Here is a 14,961-nt window from a genome sequence, read left to right on the forward strand (position 1 = left end):
ATTTGCTTGAGGGTTCTGAAATGTCAGAGAGAATAAAGGCTGTTGCCGCCGACTACGGGCTTGGGCCGTTCACGTTTCCACGCGGTTGGTTTGTGGTTGCTGAGAGTAGCGACCTTCAAAGTGCTCCTATAGCGGTTACTTTTTTTGGTCGCGACTACGTACTTTATCGTGGCGAATCGAATCGGGTGGTGATGCTTGACGCCTACTGTCTGCATATGAAGGCGCATCTAGCCAAGAGTACCTCGGCGCATATCGTCAAGACCGGTGCAAACGTTGAAGGAGATTCTATTCGATGCCCCTACCACGGATGGAAGTATGGGGCTGATGGCGGCGTGGAAGAGATACCGTATGAAAAGGATTTTGCTCTGGAGCGACTTTCAATCGCTTCTTATCCGGTCCGCGAGATAATGGGGTGCGTCCTAATGTGGCACGATCCCGAGGGACTAGCTCCAGAATTTGAACCTCCATACCTTCCTGCCTGGGATGCTCCCGAGGCGATTCATTGGCAGTTGGACCACCTCGGAGAAATAGCGATTCATCAAATCGAAATTCTTGACAATATGGCTGATGTTCATCATTTAGGGCCTACCCATGGGGCTCCCTGTGAATATCTGGAGAATGAATTTATAGGCTCTCAGGTTGTTCAGCGACAAGGGGGGTTCATCGACTTCTACAAAGCCCATTTAAAAACGGTGACTTGGTACACCGGGACTGGAATTCTACTGTCAAAACAACAGTATCAAGACACGGTTCGTTACGAGTTCATAGCAAATACGCCAGTGCAAGATGGCATAAGCAAAGCGTGGCACGCGGTGCTTACACTCGCCGGTTCGAGCGCCCCGACTGAATCAGAGATAGCGACTGCTCGTGAAGAGCAAGCGGGCGGTTTGGAGACGTTTCGCGCTGATTTTGAAGTATGGAAGAATAAAGAGCCCGCCATAAAGGTCATTCAAACACCCCATGACGGGCGTTTCAGAACACTTCGAAAGTGGGTCAATCAGTTTTATATGCCTCGCGAAGATGCCGCCATTGTACAAAAACAGCTAGATGGCATCGCACCTGTTCCGGGTTTTCCTGATGCGAGTCAGCATAAGGGAGGAGACTTTGAGGACGATTGCTTCCAATATGCCCCACTCACCTCGCAATGAGTACATGAGACCGGTCATGTTAATAAGAGCCTTCTTCACCAAGTGAGTTGGCTCTGGCCAGCCGGCCCACAGTACTCAATCAAAGCGCGGGCAGTCTTCCCAATTGTGGCCTTCTCCATCCTTGGCGGACAATAGTGGGCTCTCTCCCTCGGGAATTGGCCACTCAATCCCCACCGTCGGGTCGTCCCATGCCAGTGTCTGTTCGCTGGCGGGATGGTATTTGCCCGTGCACTTGTAGAGGAAATCCGCGTACTCTGAGGTCACGTAGAAACCGTGCGCAAACCCCGGTGGAACCCACAGCATACGGTGGTTTTCTGCGCTGAGGCTCAGGCCAAACCATTTCCCCAGCGTCGGTGAACTCTTGCGCAGATCGACGGCTACATCGAAGACTTCCCCGGACGTGACCCTCACGAGTTTGCCCTGGGTGTGCTCTGTCTGAAAATGCAGGCCTCTCAGGATGCCCCGAGCGGAGCGGCTGTGGTTGTCCTGCACAAAATCGAGATCAAAACCGGCTTCGCGAAACTTTTCGCGGTTCCAGGTCTCCTGGAAAAAGCCGCGCTCATCACCAAAAACGGCGGGCTCCAGAATATGGACATCCTTTAGCGGTGTTTCTATAAACTTCATGCGAACACTACCCCTTCTTCCCTCAGCAGGTTCTTCAGGTAGAGGCCATAGCCGCTTTTCTCTAGCGGCGCCGCCAGTGCCAGCAACTGTTCGGCATCAATGTAACCCTTGCGGTAGGCAACTTCCTCAGGGCAGGCAATTTTCAGGCCCTGGCGCTCCTCCACAACGCGGATAAAGTTGGCGGCATCCAGCAGGGAGTTGTGGGTGCCGGTATCCAGCCAGGCGGTGCCTCGGCTCATGACCTCTACGCGCAGATCACCGCGCTCGAGATAGGCTTTGTTGATATCGGTGATTTCCAGCTCGCCGCGGTGTGAGGGCTGCACAGCTTTGGCGATATCGACGACGTCATTATCGTAGAAGTACAGGCCGGTGACCGCGTAGTGAGAGCGCGGATTGGCCGGTTTCTCTTCAATATTCTCGGCGACACCGTTTTTGTCAAAGCTCACCACGCCGTAGCGCTCCGGGTCGTGTACGTAGTAAGCGAAGACGGAAGCACCGGTATCGCGGCTGGCGGCGCTCGTCAGTTTCTGCGAAAAGCCCCCGCCGTAGAAGATATTGTCACCCAGCACCAGGCTGGCCGGGGAATTGCCGATGAACTCCTCGCCCAGAATGAATGCCTGGGCCAGTCCGTCCGGGCTGGGCTGGACGGTATACTGAATGTTAATTCCCCAATTGGAGCCATCGCCCAGCAATTCACTGAACGCGACCTGATCGCGTGGCGTGGTAATGATCAGGATATCGCGGATGCCGGCCAGCATCAGGGTGGCCAGCGGATAGTAGATCATCGGCTTGTCGTAAACCGGCATCAATTGTTTGCTGACAGTGCTGGTCAGGGGGTGCAGGCGGGTGCCTGACCCGCCCGCAAGAATCAGGCCCTTGTAGGGTTTGGGTGTCATTTGGTGTTATCCTGGCTACAAAATCACCAAGATTATAGCGGCATCACTGTGCGAATGGCGAACCATAGGCGCCCAGTCTGTGGCCGGATTCTCAATCCTCGCAATTGGTGCTAACTATCGCTCTGGTTCAGATTGGTATTCCGGTGAAAAGTCGCGGGGGTGGATTTTTAACCAGTAGCTGATTAGAATCTAGCCCCTTCTGATACTGGATTTCGAGTAAGTCAGTGCTATTCATGGCAGGCTGGCGTCCCGAATCTGCGTAATAATCCCACGTATTCATTCCTTATCTGACAGTTGAGGACGCCGTTATTTGGCATTCTGGTAAAGTGCAGGACAAGTTGAGCCCCATCACCGGGACGTCAGGCGTTCCTGTGCAGGTGGCCGAACGCCCATTGCGTATAGCCCTGCTGGGCTATCGCAGCCAGCCGCATGGCGGTGGCCAGGGTGTCTACCTGCGCTACCTCAGCAAGGCGTTGGTGGATGCCGGTCACACTGTCGATGTGATCTCCGGGCCGCCCTATCCGCACCTGGACCCGAGGGTGCGCCTGATCCAGCTGCCGAGCCTGGATTTGTTTGAGAATGGGCTGCGGTCACTGCGCACGCACCACCTGAAGTCTTTTACCAATATCATAGAGTGGTGCAGCCAGCTCACGGGCGGCTTTGCCGAGCCCATGACATTCGGTCGGCGCGCGGTGAAGTACCTGCGCCAGCACGGTCACAACTATGACCTGATTCATGACAACCAGAGCCTCAGCTACGGTATGCTGGAAATCCAGAAGATGGGCCTGCCGCTGGTGACAACTATTCACCACCCCATCACCAGTGATTTGCGCATCGCACTGGGTGCTGCCCGCACCTGGCGGGAGCGTTTGTTGATACGGCGCTGGCACTCATTTTTGAATATGCAGAAAAAAGTCGTCAAGCAGCTGCGCAATATTGTCACGGTTTCCGATTGTTCGAGGCAGGACATCGCCCGCGATTTCGGCCTGCAGCCCGCTGGCATTAGCCTGGCCCACAATGGTATTGATATCGAGGCGTTCAAACCGATACCGAGTGTGAAGCGCAACCCGATGCGGTTGATGGCGACCTGTTCGGCCGATGCGCCGCTGAAGGGTTTGCGATATCTGTTGCACGCCTATGCGCGGTTGCTGGAGCGATATCCCGATTTGGAGTTGCTGTTGGTCAGCAAGCCCAACCCGGGCGGTAAGACGGAACAACTTGTGCAACGTTTGGGCCTGGTCGACAAGGTGCAGTTCGTCAAAGGCATTACCACCGAACAGATGGTGCAGTATTATGCGGAGGCCGCGATCGCGGTTGTGCCTTCTGTCTATGAGGGATTCGGGCTGCCGGCAGGTGAGGCGATGGCCTGTGGCGTACCGGTGGTGTCGACCGACGGTGGCGCACTGCCTGAGGTGGTCGGCGATGCCGGCGTGATTGTACCGGCGAAAAATGTCGATGCCATGGTAGGGGCCGTTGACGCACTCCTGCAGGATCCACAGCGACGCGCTGAGCTGGGTGCACGCGGCAAACAGCGTATCGAAGAGAATTTCTGCTGGCAGGTTTGTGCCGCACAGATGACCGAGTACTACCGACAGGTGTTGGCATATGAAAACAGTTGATTTCCAGCGTCTGCCACTGGAGGCGGGTGATACAGTTCTGGATTTGGGGTGTGGCGAAGGGCGCCATGTTATCAGCGCCTACGCGGAGGGAAATATTCACGCTGTCGGAGTGGATCTATCGCTCGACGACCTGAAAATTACCCGTGATCGCTTTGAAGGTTTCGCTGAGCCGGACAACGAAGCGAAATCTTTTGGCTTGTCTACGGCCAGTGCGCTGGCGCTGCCTTTTGCCGACAATACCTTCGACAAGGTTATTTGCAGTGAGGTGCTTGAGCATATCCCCGACTACCACGGTGCGCTGCGCGAAATAGAGCGAGTGCTCAAGCCCGGCGGTCTGTTCTGTGCCAGTGTCCCGCGCCGTTGGCCGGAAAAAATATGCTGGGCGTTGAGCGATGCTTACTACAACGTACCCGGCGGCCACCTGCGCATATTCCGCAGTGATGAGTTGCGCGGCGAAATTGAATTTCTGGGCTTTACCCATTATTCACGCCACTGGGCACATGCCCTGCACGTTCCTTTCTGGTGGCTGAAATGCCTTTTCTGGCAGACTCAGGACAGCAATTGGCTGGTGAAGCAGTATCACCGCCTACTGGTATGGGACATGATGAAAAGTCCCGCGCTGACAAGGATATTGGAGAAAAGCATGAACCCCATCATGGGCAAGAGCGTGGTGATGTACTTTCGTAAGGAGGCCGCGTCATGAGTGGTTTATACCTCAGTCCGGGGCTGTTTCCAGAAGAGTTTCTGCGACCTACCGTGGATTTTATACTGGATTGTCAGCGCGAGAGCGGTGAAATCCCGTGGTTTGAGGGCGGCTACACCGACCCCTGGGATCATGTGGAATCTGCGATGGGTCTATCCATTGGCGGGGAATTGGACGCAGCGCGCAAGGCTTACGAATGGCTGGCGGACAAGCAGCTTGAGGACGGCAGCTGGTGGGCCTCCTATCGTGGTGATGCTATCGATAATGCCAACCGGCGCGAATCAAATTTCGTCGCCTATATTGCCACCGGTGTGTGGCACCACTATTTAATCAGTGGCGACAGCGATTTTTTGCAGGCCATGTGGCCCGTTGTCGACAAAGCCATAGGCTTCGTATTGGCGCTGCAGTCACGCCACGGTGAAATCGACTGGGCAGTAGATGGCGCTGGGCAACCCAAAGGCGATGCGCTGGTCACTGGTTGTAGCTCCATCTACAAGAGCCTGGAGTGTGGGCACAATATTGCAGTCACCCTGGGAGAGGATCGCGCTCATTGGTTGAGTGCCCGCACCCGGTTAGGCAACGCCCTGAGAAACAAACCAGAGCGGTTTGACCGCACCTGGGAAAGTAAATCGCGCTATTCAATGGACTGGTTCTATCCGGTGCTGGCGGGCGTGTTCACCGGTGCTGAAGCGCGTGCACGCCTGGCGGCGCGATGGGATGAATTTGTCGAGGACGGCCTCGGTTGCCGCTGTGAAAAGCAGGAGCCGTGGGTGACCATCGCGGAGAGCTGTGAGCTGGTGATGTCGTTATTGGCTGCCGGTGATCATGCGCGCGCGGTGGAGGTTTATAGCTGGCTGCAGCAGTGGCGCACCAGCGACGGTTCCTACTGGACCGGCTATCAACTGGTGGAAGATCTGTTGTGGCCGGATGAGAGGCCCACCTGGACTGCAGGAGCTATTTTGCTGGCGGCAGATGCCCTCACCAAACACACTGCAGCATCTGGGCTTTTTTGCAGTGTGCGGCTGCTCGATGAACGCGAAGAAGAGCGTGCACGACGCATACAGGTCGACTAGGGTTGTTGAACTGCGCGTTATAAACGGCGTAGCAAGCCCAGACTGTTGACCTGCCCGAGATCCTCAAACAAACCCGACGCACGCGCCATGCGGTAGACCGCGTAGGGTGCCTGACCGCCCTCGTGCGCATCGTCGAACAGATCGTGAATCGCCAGCACGCCGCCACGCATTATATGGGTCGACCAGCAGCGGTAATCTGTAAGCGCAGCGTCCATGCTGTGACCGCCGTCGATAAACACCATCGACAGCGGTGTTTGCCAGTGACGTGCGGCGGCCTCTGATCCCGCTACCACGGGTACCACTACCTCATCGAGCCCGGCGCGGCGAATATTACTGCGAAACTCGCGGAAGCTGTCCATCACGCCCTCTCCCGCATCGTACAGAGCGGGGTCGTGGAAAAACTCACCGAGCTGGTGTTCCTCGGACCCACGGTGATGATCCAGCGCGAACACTGTGCTGTTGTGCCTGCGGCAGGCCAGCCCCAGATAGATGGTGGATTTGCCGCAGTAGCTGCCAATTTCCAGCACCGGGCCATAAGGGCTGAGTTGCAGTGCGTAATCGTACAGCGCCTGCGCCTCGTCTTCAGCGAGAAAGCCCTTTATCTTGTCGATGTCATCGGGCAGGTCGGGGATCATGAGATGTGGCTTTGTCCCCGTTATTTGGGCGCGGTTACCGAGGTTGCGGTAGGGGCGGTGGGCGGTACCAGAAATGAATCCAGCTTGATGATGTCCTGCGGGCTAAGCAGGCCGGCCTGCTCCTTAAGGCGCATCATGTTCAGAATATAATCATAGCGGCTGTTGGCGTAATCCCTCTCTGCCTGGAACAGGGTGTTCTGTGCGTTCAGCACATCGACCACGTTGCGTGTGCCCACTTCGTAGCCGGCTTGCGTGGCGTCAAGAGAGCTTCTTGACGATACGATGCTCTGTCTGCGCGCGGCGATACGCGTTACGTCGCTTAACACGGTCATATGCAGAGAGCGGGTGTTGGTTACCGTATTGCGCTGCAGGTTTATCAACTGCTCTTTCGCGCCATTGTACTCCTGCGCCGCCTTGCGCCGGTTGGCGCTGATGGCACCGCCACTATATAGCGGCAGGGTGACACTGATCTGCCAGGCGTTTTCGTTGGAACTGCTGTCCGGTTGTGTTTCGAACACACTCGTCGGGTTGCTGTTGACGCTGCCGCTAACATCGTAGTCATTATACTCGTAGGTGCCACTGACCACTGGCGCATGTTCCATCTGGAAGGCCTTGGCATTCTGCCTCGACGCCTCCTGCCTGTAGCGGGCCGCCTGCAACTCGAAGTTGTTCGCAAGGGAAAAATCCACCCAGGCCGCTCGGTCTACTGGGTCCGGAGGCAGGATTTTAAAATCATCGACCAGTACGTTGAGGTTGGATTGGGGCTGGCCGGTCAACACCTGCAGCCGCTCCAGTGCCACAGACACGTTATTCTCATCGACAATGCGGTTGACCTGGGCCAAGTCGCGAGCGGCCTGTGCCTCGTACACATCAGTAATCGCAATAAGGCCGACTTCGAAGCGCTGCTGGGTCTGTTCCAGCTGGCGCTCGAACGCGCGCTCTGTGGCCTGGGAGGCCGCCAGGTTGTCCTGCGCCCGCAGCACCAGCAGATATGCCTCGACTACCCTGACGATGAGATTCTGTTGGTTGGCGGCGAAGGTGGCCTCGGCTTCCTTGGTGACTTCCTTGCCCGACTGGAAGCTGAACCACGCGGACAAATCGAATAGGGCCTGATTGAGGGAAATGGTGTAGCCATCGGTATCCGTTTTACGGGTAGAAGAGCTCTTGCCCACTATGATGTTGTCGTCGTTGTCAGACAGGATGGTCTGTGAATCCGTATCGAGGTCCACATCCCTGTAGGAATACGCAGTGGAAATCTGTGGCAACAGCGCCGATCGTGCCAGATTCTCTGTTTCACGTCTGGCCAGATAGGTTGCTTCCTCCGCTTTCAACTGGGCATCGTTTTCCAGTGCCAACTCGTAGATATCTCTGAGTGAATCAGCCTGCAAACTGACGCAACAAAGCGAGAATGTCAGCGACGAAAGCGCGACAAGCAGATTTTTCATGCAATAGTCCCCGAAGATACGTAACTTTCCTGGTGAGCCGCAGTTTAACAGCCTCCGGTGTGTGATGCATACAGCGAAACAGCAATGAAAAGGTGCAGTTCCCCGTGGTTTGTGCGATCTTAGATTATCGGTTTGACGTGGAGTGCCGGCGCTTTCTGCCCGTGCCCCGGCAATAGTTAAAGGCATAGAAAGGGACGAAGCCCCCGGGAACGCTAGTGCAGAGACTGAAGAAAAAGCCATTCAAGCTTGATTTAACAGAGCTGCATGCCATTTGTGATGCCAACTATGTTCGTCTTTTGCGACTTTTTCCCGATTATGAAAACTGCAATTCACACGATCTTTTGGTGGGTTCAGCGAAAGTCCGACTGACGGTCACCGAGCGCTGCCGCTATACCACGATCTTTCATTTGCACCAGCAGCGCGCCGATTCGCGCTGGTTGGGTCAGTTGCGCGTGGAGGTACGCGCCTATCACGATATGCGCATGTTGGAAGTCATGGTGTTTCAGTCGTCCCGCAAGGTCGCGGCACGCTATCAGTACCCCAACCAACAGATGTTTGCGCAGGATGAAAAGTACCAGCAGAATCGCTTTCTGGCAGATTGGCTAGAGCACTGCCTGCAAACCGGACGCGCCGCACTCGATCTCGGTGTGTCCCCGGCGGATTCCAGATCCGGTTAGTTTCGGCAGTACTCCGATGTCTTTGTTCCAGCACAATATTCAGTATATCGATACCACCGATACCCCGGTACAGGTGGTGCAGTTGACCGATACCCATTTGTGCCAGATGCACGGCGGGACGCTGCTTGGCATGGATACCGATCACTCCCTGCAGGCTGTCATTGATCTGGTCAAGCAAGAGCGACCGCCCTTACACTTGCTGCTGGGCACCGGGGATTTGTCTGATGGTGGCGCACGCCCTGCGTATGACCGGTTGCAGGGCTATTTCGATCAGCTCAGTAGTGACAACTACTGGTTGCCGGGCAATCACGACAACCGCGAAGCCATGCAGGCGGCCGCCAGCCGCCCCGACCGCCTCTGTAAGGAAATCCGCGTGGCCCGCTGGCAGATACTGTTGCTGGACTCCCAGGTGCCTGGTCAGGTCGGGGGTCAACTGGGCGAAGGCGAACTGGCGCTGCTGGATAGTGCTCTTGCGGCGGCTCAGGCGCAGCAGCTGCACACCATGGTATGTCTGCACCACCAGCCGGTGACCATCGGTTGCGGTTGGCTGGACGAGCAAATGGTGTCGGATGCTGATGCCTTTTTCTCGGTACTGGATCGTTTTCCGGGCGTCCGCGCTGTGGTGTGGGGCCATGTTCACCAGGAGATTGACCGCCAGCGCAACGGCGTGCGACTGCTGGCGTCACCGTCCACCTGTGTGCAGTTTGCCGCCGGTTGTGAGAACTTCAAGGCCGACGACCAGCCACCCGGCTACCGCTGGCTGGAATTACACGACGATGGCCGTGTTGAGTCAGCCGTATCCAGGGTGCGCAATGTACATTTCGAGGTAGAACTCGATTCGGGTGGCTACTTATAGCTCGCCTTGCGCAGCGCTCGTTGTACAATGGGCCCGCCGCAATCCTTCTGTAAACCATGAAAAGTTAGAGTAATGAGCCAATATACCGCCCAAGACATCGAAGTCCTCACGGGACTGGAGCCGGTGCGCAAACGCCCCGGTATGTACACCGATACCACCCGCCCGAACCACCTGGCGCAGGAGGTCATCGACAACAGTGTCGATGAGGCCCTGGCCGGTCACGCCAGCGAAATCAGTGTCAGCCTGAACAAGGATGGTTCTGTGACGGTGTCGGACAATGGTCGCGGCATGCCGGTGGATATTCACCCGGGACAGGGCAGGCCCGGCGTGGAGGTGATACTCAGCACGCTGCACGCGGGCGGCAAATTCTCCGACAAGAACTACCAGTTCAGCGGCGGCCTGCACGGTGTGGGGGTGTCGGTGGTTAACGCACTGTCCAGCGCGCTCACGGTGCAGATCCGTCGCGACGGCAATGTCTACAGCATGACATTCGCCGGCGGCGAGAAGCAGACTGAACTGGAAGTCATCGACACCTGCGGCAAGCGCAACACTGGCACCACGGTGACGTTTACGCCCGACCCAAAATATTTTGATTCCGTGGTGTTCTCCCTCTCCCGCCTGCGCCATGTGCTGCGCGCCAAGGCCGTGCTGTGCCCGGGGCTGCGGGTCAAGTTCAAGGATGAGAAGAAAGGCGAGTCGGAGGAGTGGTACTACGAGGCAGGGCTCACCGATTACCTCGCAAGTGCGACCAGCGAGTATCCGGCGGTACCTGAGGAGCCATTTGTAGGCAGCTTCAGCAGCAGTAATTCTGCCGTCGACTGGGCGGTGCAATGGCTGCCCGAGGGCGGCGAAGTGGTGGCGGAATCTTACGTGAACCTGATTCCCACGATACAGGGCGGCACGCATGTCAACGGTATGCGCACGGGCCTGCTCGATGCGATGCGCGAATTTTGTGAACTGCGTAACCTGCTGCCGCGTGGTATCAAGCTCGCACCGGACGATATATGGGATCGCTGCTGCTACGTCCTGTCATCGAAGTTGGGCGACCCGCAATTCTCCGGCCAGACCAAAGAGCGCCTCTCCTCGCGTGAAGCGGCGGCATTTGTCTCCGGGGTGGTTAAGGATGCATTCAGCCTGTGGCTGAACCAGCATACCGAGGAGGCGGAGAAACTGGCGGAACTGTGCATCAGCAATGCCCAGGGGCGCCTGCGCCTGGCCAAGCAGGTGACGCGCAAGAAGGTGACAGCCGGGCCCGCATTGCCGGGCAAGCTGGCGGATTGTTCCGGTGGTGATGCCTCCCGCGGAGAACTGTTTTTGGTCGAGGGTGATTCCGCCGGAGGGTCGGCGAAGCAGGCGCGCAATCGCGAGTTCCAGGCCATCCTGCCGCTGCGCGGCAAAATCCTCAACACTTGGGAAGTGGATTCCCAGCAGATTCTTGCGTCGCAGGAGGTGCACAATATTTCCATCGCGCTGGGCATCGATCCGGCCAGCGACGATCTCTCGGGCCTGCGTTATCACAAGGTCTGCATTCTGGCCGATGCGGATTCCGACGGGTTGCACATTGCCACCCTGATTTGCGCGCTGTTTGTGCAGCACTTCCGGCCGCTGGTGGCTGCCGGGCATGTGTATGTCGCAATGCCCCCGCTGTATCGCGTCGACGTCGGCAAGGAAGTGTTCTACGCGCTGGATGAAGCGGAGAAAGACGGCGTGCTAGATCGCATTGAAGCAGAAAAGAAAAAGGGCAAGGTCAACGTGCAGCGCTTCAAGGGGCTGGGCGAAATGAATCCGCTGCAATTGCGTGAAACGACGATGGACCCGGATACCCGGCGCCTCGTCCGCCTGAAACTGGATGCCGGTGACGGCACCAATATGATGCTGGACATGCTGCTGGCCAAGAAACGCGCCGCGGATCGCAAAGCGTGGCTGGAAGAGAAGGGAGATCTGGCAGAAGTCGCATTGTAGAGAGCGGCAGGGAGGGGATGCATTGAACTATTGGCTATTCAAATCCGAGCCCGATGAATTCGGCATAGACCACCTGGCGGCATCCCCGCGCCAGACAACCCGCTGGGATGGCATTCGCAACTACCAGGCGCGCAACAACCTGCGCGACAACGTCCGCAAGGGCGATAAAGTGCTGTTCTACCACTCGAGCTGTAAGCAGATCGGTGTGGCCGGCACCATGGAAGTGGTGAAAGCGGCCTACCCCGATCCGGCGCAGTTCGACCCCGACAGCAAATACTACGATGCCAAGGCCACCGCCGATGAGCCGCGCTGGTACTGTGTGGATGTGCGCCTGTTGGAAAAGTTTCCCGAGGTCATACCCACCAAAGTCCTTAAGGCACACCCGGCCACTGCCGACCTGAGTATATTCAAACAGGGCCGGCTCTCTATCGCTCCTGTGACTGTCAGGCAGTGGAAGGCGGTGCACGCGTTGGTTCGCTGAGTCCTAATATCATTACGCAAATAAGAATCATTTGCATTTAAGAATAGGCCGCTGTACTCTCTGAAAATCCACTAGGAAACCCGGAGCGTATCGCTATGAAGCTTAGATTTTTATGTGCCAACCACCGAGAGTGGCTGCAAACCCAGCCACATCAGGCTTTTCACGCTTGCGCGAATGGCTATGAGACCGGCTGGAACTTATACCAGAGAGGGCAATTCAAGGATGCGCTTGCGCACATGGGATGCGCGTTCGAGACCGCTGAGATTCTGCTGACCACCCGCGCGATAGAGCCGGCCGATGCCGCGCGTTGGTTTATCAGGACGCTGGACGGTTTGCTATCGACGCTGGAGCATTTGCAACTCACGCAGAGCTGCATAGAGCTGTATCAAATTGCGATTGATCGCTTGCGCAAAGAGGTCAGCTACAGCATTTCACCGGAGCTCGAAGTCACTCTCTATCATGAAATCACCCGGCTCAACCGTGCTCGCAGGCACATCGGTGAAAACACCAGGCCGGTTCTTCATGCGGTTGTGCCCCCAGTTAGGCGGGGCTCGATGGTGTTGCACTAGCAGCTGTGGAGGTGACGATGCGGCTGCCACCAGACGAACCGCTGGAGCCAACGGGGCATACCGTTGGCACAGGCCGCTACGGGATTACCGCGCAGACCTGCCCGCGCTCCGCGGCGACACAACCGGGATCTGAGGGTTACATCCGCCTCGAGATACGCAGCGACAGGCTTTACAGCCTGCTGGATGACAAGGCACTGGTGGTGGAGGATCTGCGCGGTCTGGATCGCAAGACGACACAGTGGATCAGGCAATGCCTGCTGCAGACCCTCAAGTTACGCAAACAGAAACGCCGCTAAAGGACATCGGGGTCGCAGTCACCCGGGTTGATCGGGTTGCAGCGCGCTACGCCACCGCCGGGCAGGGTTACCTGGTACTCGCTGAATTCCGGATTCGGTACCGGATAGTCGGTGCTGATATAGTGGGCGCCGCTGGCCAGCGCTGCATCGCGCTGCGTTGTATCATTGGTCCGCGCCTGCTCTGTCTCGGCATCGGCCCGGGTTCTCACCAGATAACCCTGCTCCACCAGTGACTCGATTTCACCGGGATTGGACAATGGGTTATTGCGCTTCATAAATGCTGCCTCTGGCGTGCCCGGAGGTGAATTGGTAAACAGCACGCGACCCTCCAGCGAGGCGTGTCCAGCTATGTAGTTCTCCAGCGGGCTGCCTGAGTTGTCCAGCGCAAACAGGACTTTGCCGCGCGCCTGTGACAACGGCGGCCAGCCGCGACTCAGCACAGCCTGTTCCAGCGTGACGTCGTCGCCGCGTACATCGTCGGGTAACAGCAACTGCTCGCGCGGAAATACGCTGTGTATCTCGGCATCGACGCGATTCAGTGCGTCTATGCCAAATGGCAGGGGGGTGACAAAGCCGAGGTTGAGCGGATCCGGGATGGCTTCATCCTTGACCTCCACTAGCACCATGATGGGCAGGTGCCGTGGATTGGCGTCCGACCAGTTCTTGATTTCCGTGAGGCAGCTGACAAACGTATAGCAGGTTGTCTCGTAGTCGATCTCCTGCACGTGCAGGACTTTCAGGCCGGGCTCGTCGAGCTCAGCGATTCCAGAAGCGGCGCTTTCCCCGAACACGGTCCTGACCAGGTGGTTGGCATACAGCCCGCCGTCCGGGTCGTCGAACACATCGAGCTCAATCTGGCGTATCCCCTGCGTGTCAAACTGCTCCTGCAACGGCACATGCGAGTAATCCAGCGTGGGCGCCAGATCGGGGAGAAAGCCCAACAATACATCAAACAAATCCTGCCTGGCGCGCACGTGGTAACTGTTGTGGGTGCCCAGATACTGCAGTTGGTTCATCAGGGTGTTGTCGCTGGCGGCGGTGTCATCGTTGTTGGAGTTGGAGGTATCACTGCAGGCTAGCAGCGGCAACAGCACTACACCCAGCAGTGCACTGTAAACAAATCGTAAAGGTGTTCCGGTAAACTGAAGGGGAAATGCCATATGTTCTCCTTTGATGCTTGTTGCCGGGCAGTGTGTATTTAGTCATTTTTCAGGGCAAAATGATAGCGTTCGCTAAGGTGGCCTGCCCGTGAGGCCATAGGACCTGTGATGGCGATGATGGCGGCAGCGGTTGTCGCTCGCGCTTTGACAGGTTTGCGATACAATCATTGGGCATCCAGATGCCATCTTCAACCAAGCGATCACAGGAGTAGTACGGTGAAACTATTGCGGACATTTCAACACCTCGTAGTCGGGGCACTTTTCGTCGCCGCCAGTGCAATGGCACAGGCTGACTGGGAACTCGACAGCGCGAACTCGAGCATCAACTTTGTTTCTATCAAGAACAACGGTGTTGCCGAGGTTCACAGCTTCTCGTCATTGCAGGGTTATGTCGGCGCCGCCGGGAATGCACAGGTGACGATTGAACTGGAAAGTGTGCAGACGATGATAGACATTCGCAATGAGCGCATGCGTGAAATGTTATTTGAGACCGTGAAGTTCCCGCTGGCAACGGTCAGTGCTGAGGTTGAGCCGGGCATGCTCGCGATGGCCGCGGAAGGCGGTGTTGTAACCGCAGAGCTCCCCGTTACCGTGTCGCTGCATGGGCAGGAAAAGGTGCTCAATGCCGCGCTGGTGATTATCGGTGAAAGCGAAAACCGATTGCGCGTCATCAGCGCAACGCCGGTGCTGGTTAACGCCGCAGATTTCGACCTCACCGCAGGCGTGGCGGCCCTGCAAAAAGTGGCGGGGCTACAAGCGATCAGCACCGCCGTTCCGGTGACATTGCAACTGCAGTTTGTGAAGGTGCCCTGACGCG

General features: G+C 57.0%; 16 protein-coding genes. 11 read left to right on the forward strand and 5 right to left on the reverse strand.

The window, feature by feature from the left end; genetic code table 11:
- Positions 1-20 precede the first annotated feature (20 nt).
- Entirely contained in the window at positions 21-1,148 is a 1,128-nt protein-coding gene (locus AC0L6S_RS17085) for a Rieske 2Fe-2S domain-containing protein (RefSeq protein WP_473425315.1), read from the forward strand.
- 75 nt (positions 1,149-1,223) lie between these two features.
- Here the strand turns inward: AC0L6S_RS17085 and rfbC are convergent, their stop codons facing one another.
- Positions 1,224-1,772: a dTDP-4-dehydrorhamnose 3,5-epimerase gene (gene rfbC, locus AC0L6S_RS17090; RefSeq protein WP_473425316.1), complete on the reverse strand. Its 549-nt coding sequence runs from the start codon at positions 1,770-1,772 to the stop codon at positions 1,224-1,226.
- Entirely contained in the window at positions 1,769-2,668 is a 900-nt protein-coding gene (gene rfbA / locus AC0L6S_RS17095) for a glucose-1-phosphate thymidylyltransferase RfbA (protein WP_473425317.1), read from the reverse strand. Before rfbA ends, rfbC begins: the two co-directional genes overlap by 4 nt.
- Positions 2,669-2,994: 326 nt before the next feature.
- On the opposite strand from rfbA, the gene AC0L6S_RS17100 reads away from it, so the two are divergent.
- The 3 genes from AC0L6S_RS17100 to AC0L6S_RS17110 are packed head-to-tail and all read left to right on the forward strand — an operon-like array spanning position 2,995 to position 6,063.
- The gene (locus AC0L6S_RS17100) at positions 2,995-4,287 is read left to right on the forward strand and encodes a glycosyltransferase family 4 protein (RefSeq protein ID WP_473425318.1); all 1,293 of its coding nucleotides are present in this window, start codon (positions 2,995-2,997) and stop codon (positions 4,285-4,287) included.
- Entirely contained in the window at positions 4,274-4,990 is a 717-nt protein-coding gene (locus tag AC0L6S_RS17105; RefSeq protein WP_473425319.1) for a class I SAM-dependent methyltransferase, read from the forward strand. The genes AC0L6S_RS17100 and AC0L6S_RS17105 overlap by 14 nt, the downstream gene beginning before the upstream one ends.
- Complete coding sequence (locus AC0L6S_RS17110) at positions 4,987-6,063, forward strand: prenyltransferase/squalene oxidase repeat-containing protein (protein ID WP_473425320.1); 1,077 nt, start codon at positions 4,987-4,989, stop codon at positions 6,061-6,063. Before AC0L6S_RS17105 ends, AC0L6S_RS17110 begins: the two co-directional genes overlap by 4 nt.
- Positions 6,064-6,080: 17 nt before the next feature.
- Here the strand turns inward: AC0L6S_RS17110 and AC0L6S_RS17115 are convergent, their stop codons facing one another.
- Together AC0L6S_RS17115 and AC0L6S_RS17120 are read right to left on the reverse strand one after the other, a co-directional pair.
- On the reverse strand, positions 6,081-6,698 hold the full coding sequence (locus AC0L6S_RS17115) for a class I SAM-dependent methyltransferase (RefSeq protein WP_473425321.1): 618 nt from the start codon (positions 6,696-6,698) through the stop codon (positions 6,081-6,083).
- Between the two features lie 20 nt (positions 6,699-6,718).
- Positions 6,719-8,143, reverse strand: a complete 1,425-nt coding sequence (locus tag AC0L6S_RS17120; RefSeq protein WP_473425322.1) for a TolC family outer membrane protein — start codon at positions 8,141-8,143, stop codon at positions 6,719-6,721.
- A gap of 215 nt (positions 8,144-8,358) precedes the next feature.
- Here AC0L6S_RS17120 and AC0L6S_RS17125 point away from each other — a divergent pair, with 215 nt between their 5' ends.
- The 6 genes from AC0L6S_RS17125 to AC0L6S_RS17150 all read left to right on the forward strand — a co-directional run bounded on the left by AC0L6S_RS17125 (position 8,359) and on the right by AC0L6S_RS17150 (position 12,984).
- Entirely contained in the window at positions 8,359-8,820 is a 462-nt protein-coding gene (locus tag AC0L6S_RS17125) for a DUF1249 domain-containing protein (RefSeq protein ID WP_473425323.1), read from the forward strand.
- A 16-nt stretch (positions 8,821-8,836) separates the two neighbouring features.
- Positions 8,837-9,676: a 3',5'-cyclic-AMP phosphodiesterase gene (cpdA, locus tag AC0L6S_RS17130; protein ID WP_473425324.1), complete on the forward strand. Its 840-nt coding sequence runs from the start codon at positions 8,837-8,839 to the stop codon at positions 9,674-9,676.
- 72 nt (positions 9,677-9,748) lie between these two features.
- Positions 9,749-11,638 (forward strand): DNA topoisomerase IV subunit B, encoded by a 1,890-nt coding sequence (gene parE, locus AC0L6S_RS17135; RefSeq protein ID WP_473425325.1) that lies wholly within the window; start codon positions 9,749-9,751, stop codon positions 11,636-11,638.
- A 22-nt stretch (positions 11,639-11,660) separates the two neighbouring features.
- On the forward strand, positions 11,661-12,119 hold the full coding sequence (locus AC0L6S_RS17140; protein ID WP_473425326.1) for an EVE domain-containing protein: 459 nt from the start codon (positions 11,661-11,663) through the stop codon (positions 12,117-12,119).
- Between the two features lie 95 nt (positions 12,120-12,214).
- A complete protein-coding gene (locus AC0L6S_RS17145) occupies positions 12,215-12,688 on the forward strand; it encodes a hypothetical protein (protein ID WP_473425327.1) in 474 nt (157 codons plus the stop codon).
- Positions 12,689-12,705: 17 nt separating this feature from the next.
- Entirely contained in the window at positions 12,706-12,984 is a 279-nt protein-coding gene (locus tag AC0L6S_RS17150; RefSeq protein WP_473425328.1) for a hypothetical protein, read from the forward strand.
- Here AC0L6S_RS17150 and AC0L6S_RS17155 read toward each other — a convergent pair.
- Positions 12,981-14,144, reverse strand: coding sequence for a phosphatidylinositol-specific phospholipase C1-like protein (locus tag AC0L6S_RS17155; RefSeq protein ID WP_473425329.1), 1,164 nt, complete (start codon positions 14,142-14,144; stop codon positions 12,981-12,983). The two genes, AC0L6S_RS17150 and AC0L6S_RS17155, sit on opposite strands and share 4 nt — an antisense overlap.
- Positions 14,145-14,360: 216 nt before the next feature.
- Between AC0L6S_RS17155 and AC0L6S_RS17160 the strand changes: the two genes are divergently transcribed.
- Positions 14,361-14,957 carry a YceI family protein gene (locus AC0L6S_RS17160; protein WP_473425330.1) on the forward strand — a complete coding sequence of 199 codons (597 nt, stop codon included), beginning with the start codon at positions 14,361-14,363 and terminating at the stop codon, positions 14,955-14,957.
- Positions 14,958-14,961 lie beyond the last annotated feature (4 nt).

The sequence above is a fragment of the Halioglobus sp. D3-4 genome, from assembly GCF_055809315.1.

Coding starts and splice junctions, on each gene's coding strand:
- AC0L6S_RS17110 (WP_473425320.1), top strand. CDS start 4,987: ATGAGTGGTTTATACCTCAGTCCGGGGCTGTTTCCAGAAGAGTTTCTG.
- AC0L6S_RS17115 (WP_473425321.1), bottom strand. CDS start 6,698: ATGATCCCCGACCTGCCCGATGACATCGACAAGATAAAGGGCTTTCTC.
- cpdA (WP_473425324.1), top strand. CDS start 8,837: ATGTCTTTGTTCCAGCACAATATTCAGTATATCGATACCACCGATACC.
- AC0L6S_RS17155 (WP_473425329.1), bottom strand. CDS start 14,144: ATGGCATTTCCCCTTCAGTTTACCGGAACACCTTTACGATTTGTTTAC.
- parE (WP_473425325.1), top strand. CDS start 9,749: ATGAGCCAATATACCGCCCAAGACATCGAAGTCCTCACGGGACTGGAG.
- AC0L6S_RS17085 (WP_473425315.1), top strand. CDS start 21: ATGTCAGAGAGAATAAAGGCTGTTGCCGCCGACTACGGGCTTGGGCCG.
- AC0L6S_RS17145 (WP_473425327.1), top strand. CDS start 12,215: ATGAAGCTTAGATTTTTATGTGCCAACCACCGAGAGTGGCTGCAAACC.
- rfbC (WP_473425316.1), bottom strand. CDS start 1,772: ATGAAGTTTATAGAAACACCGCTAAAGGATGTCCATATTCTGGAGCCC.
- AC0L6S_RS17150 (WP_473425328.1), top strand. CDS start 12,706: ATGCGGCTGCCACCAGACGAACCGCTGGAGCCAACGGGGCATACCGTT.
- AC0L6S_RS17120 (WP_473425322.1), bottom strand. CDS start 8,143: ATGAAAAATCTGCTTGTCGCGCTTTCGTCGCTGACATTCTCGCTTTGT.
- AC0L6S_RS17105 (WP_473425319.1), top strand. CDS start 4,274: ATGAAAACAGTTGATTTCCAGCGTCTGCCACTGGAGGCGGGTGATACA.
- rfbA (WP_473425317.1), bottom strand. CDS start 2,668: ATGACACCCAAACCCTACAAGGGCCTGATTCTTGCGGGCGGGTCAGGC.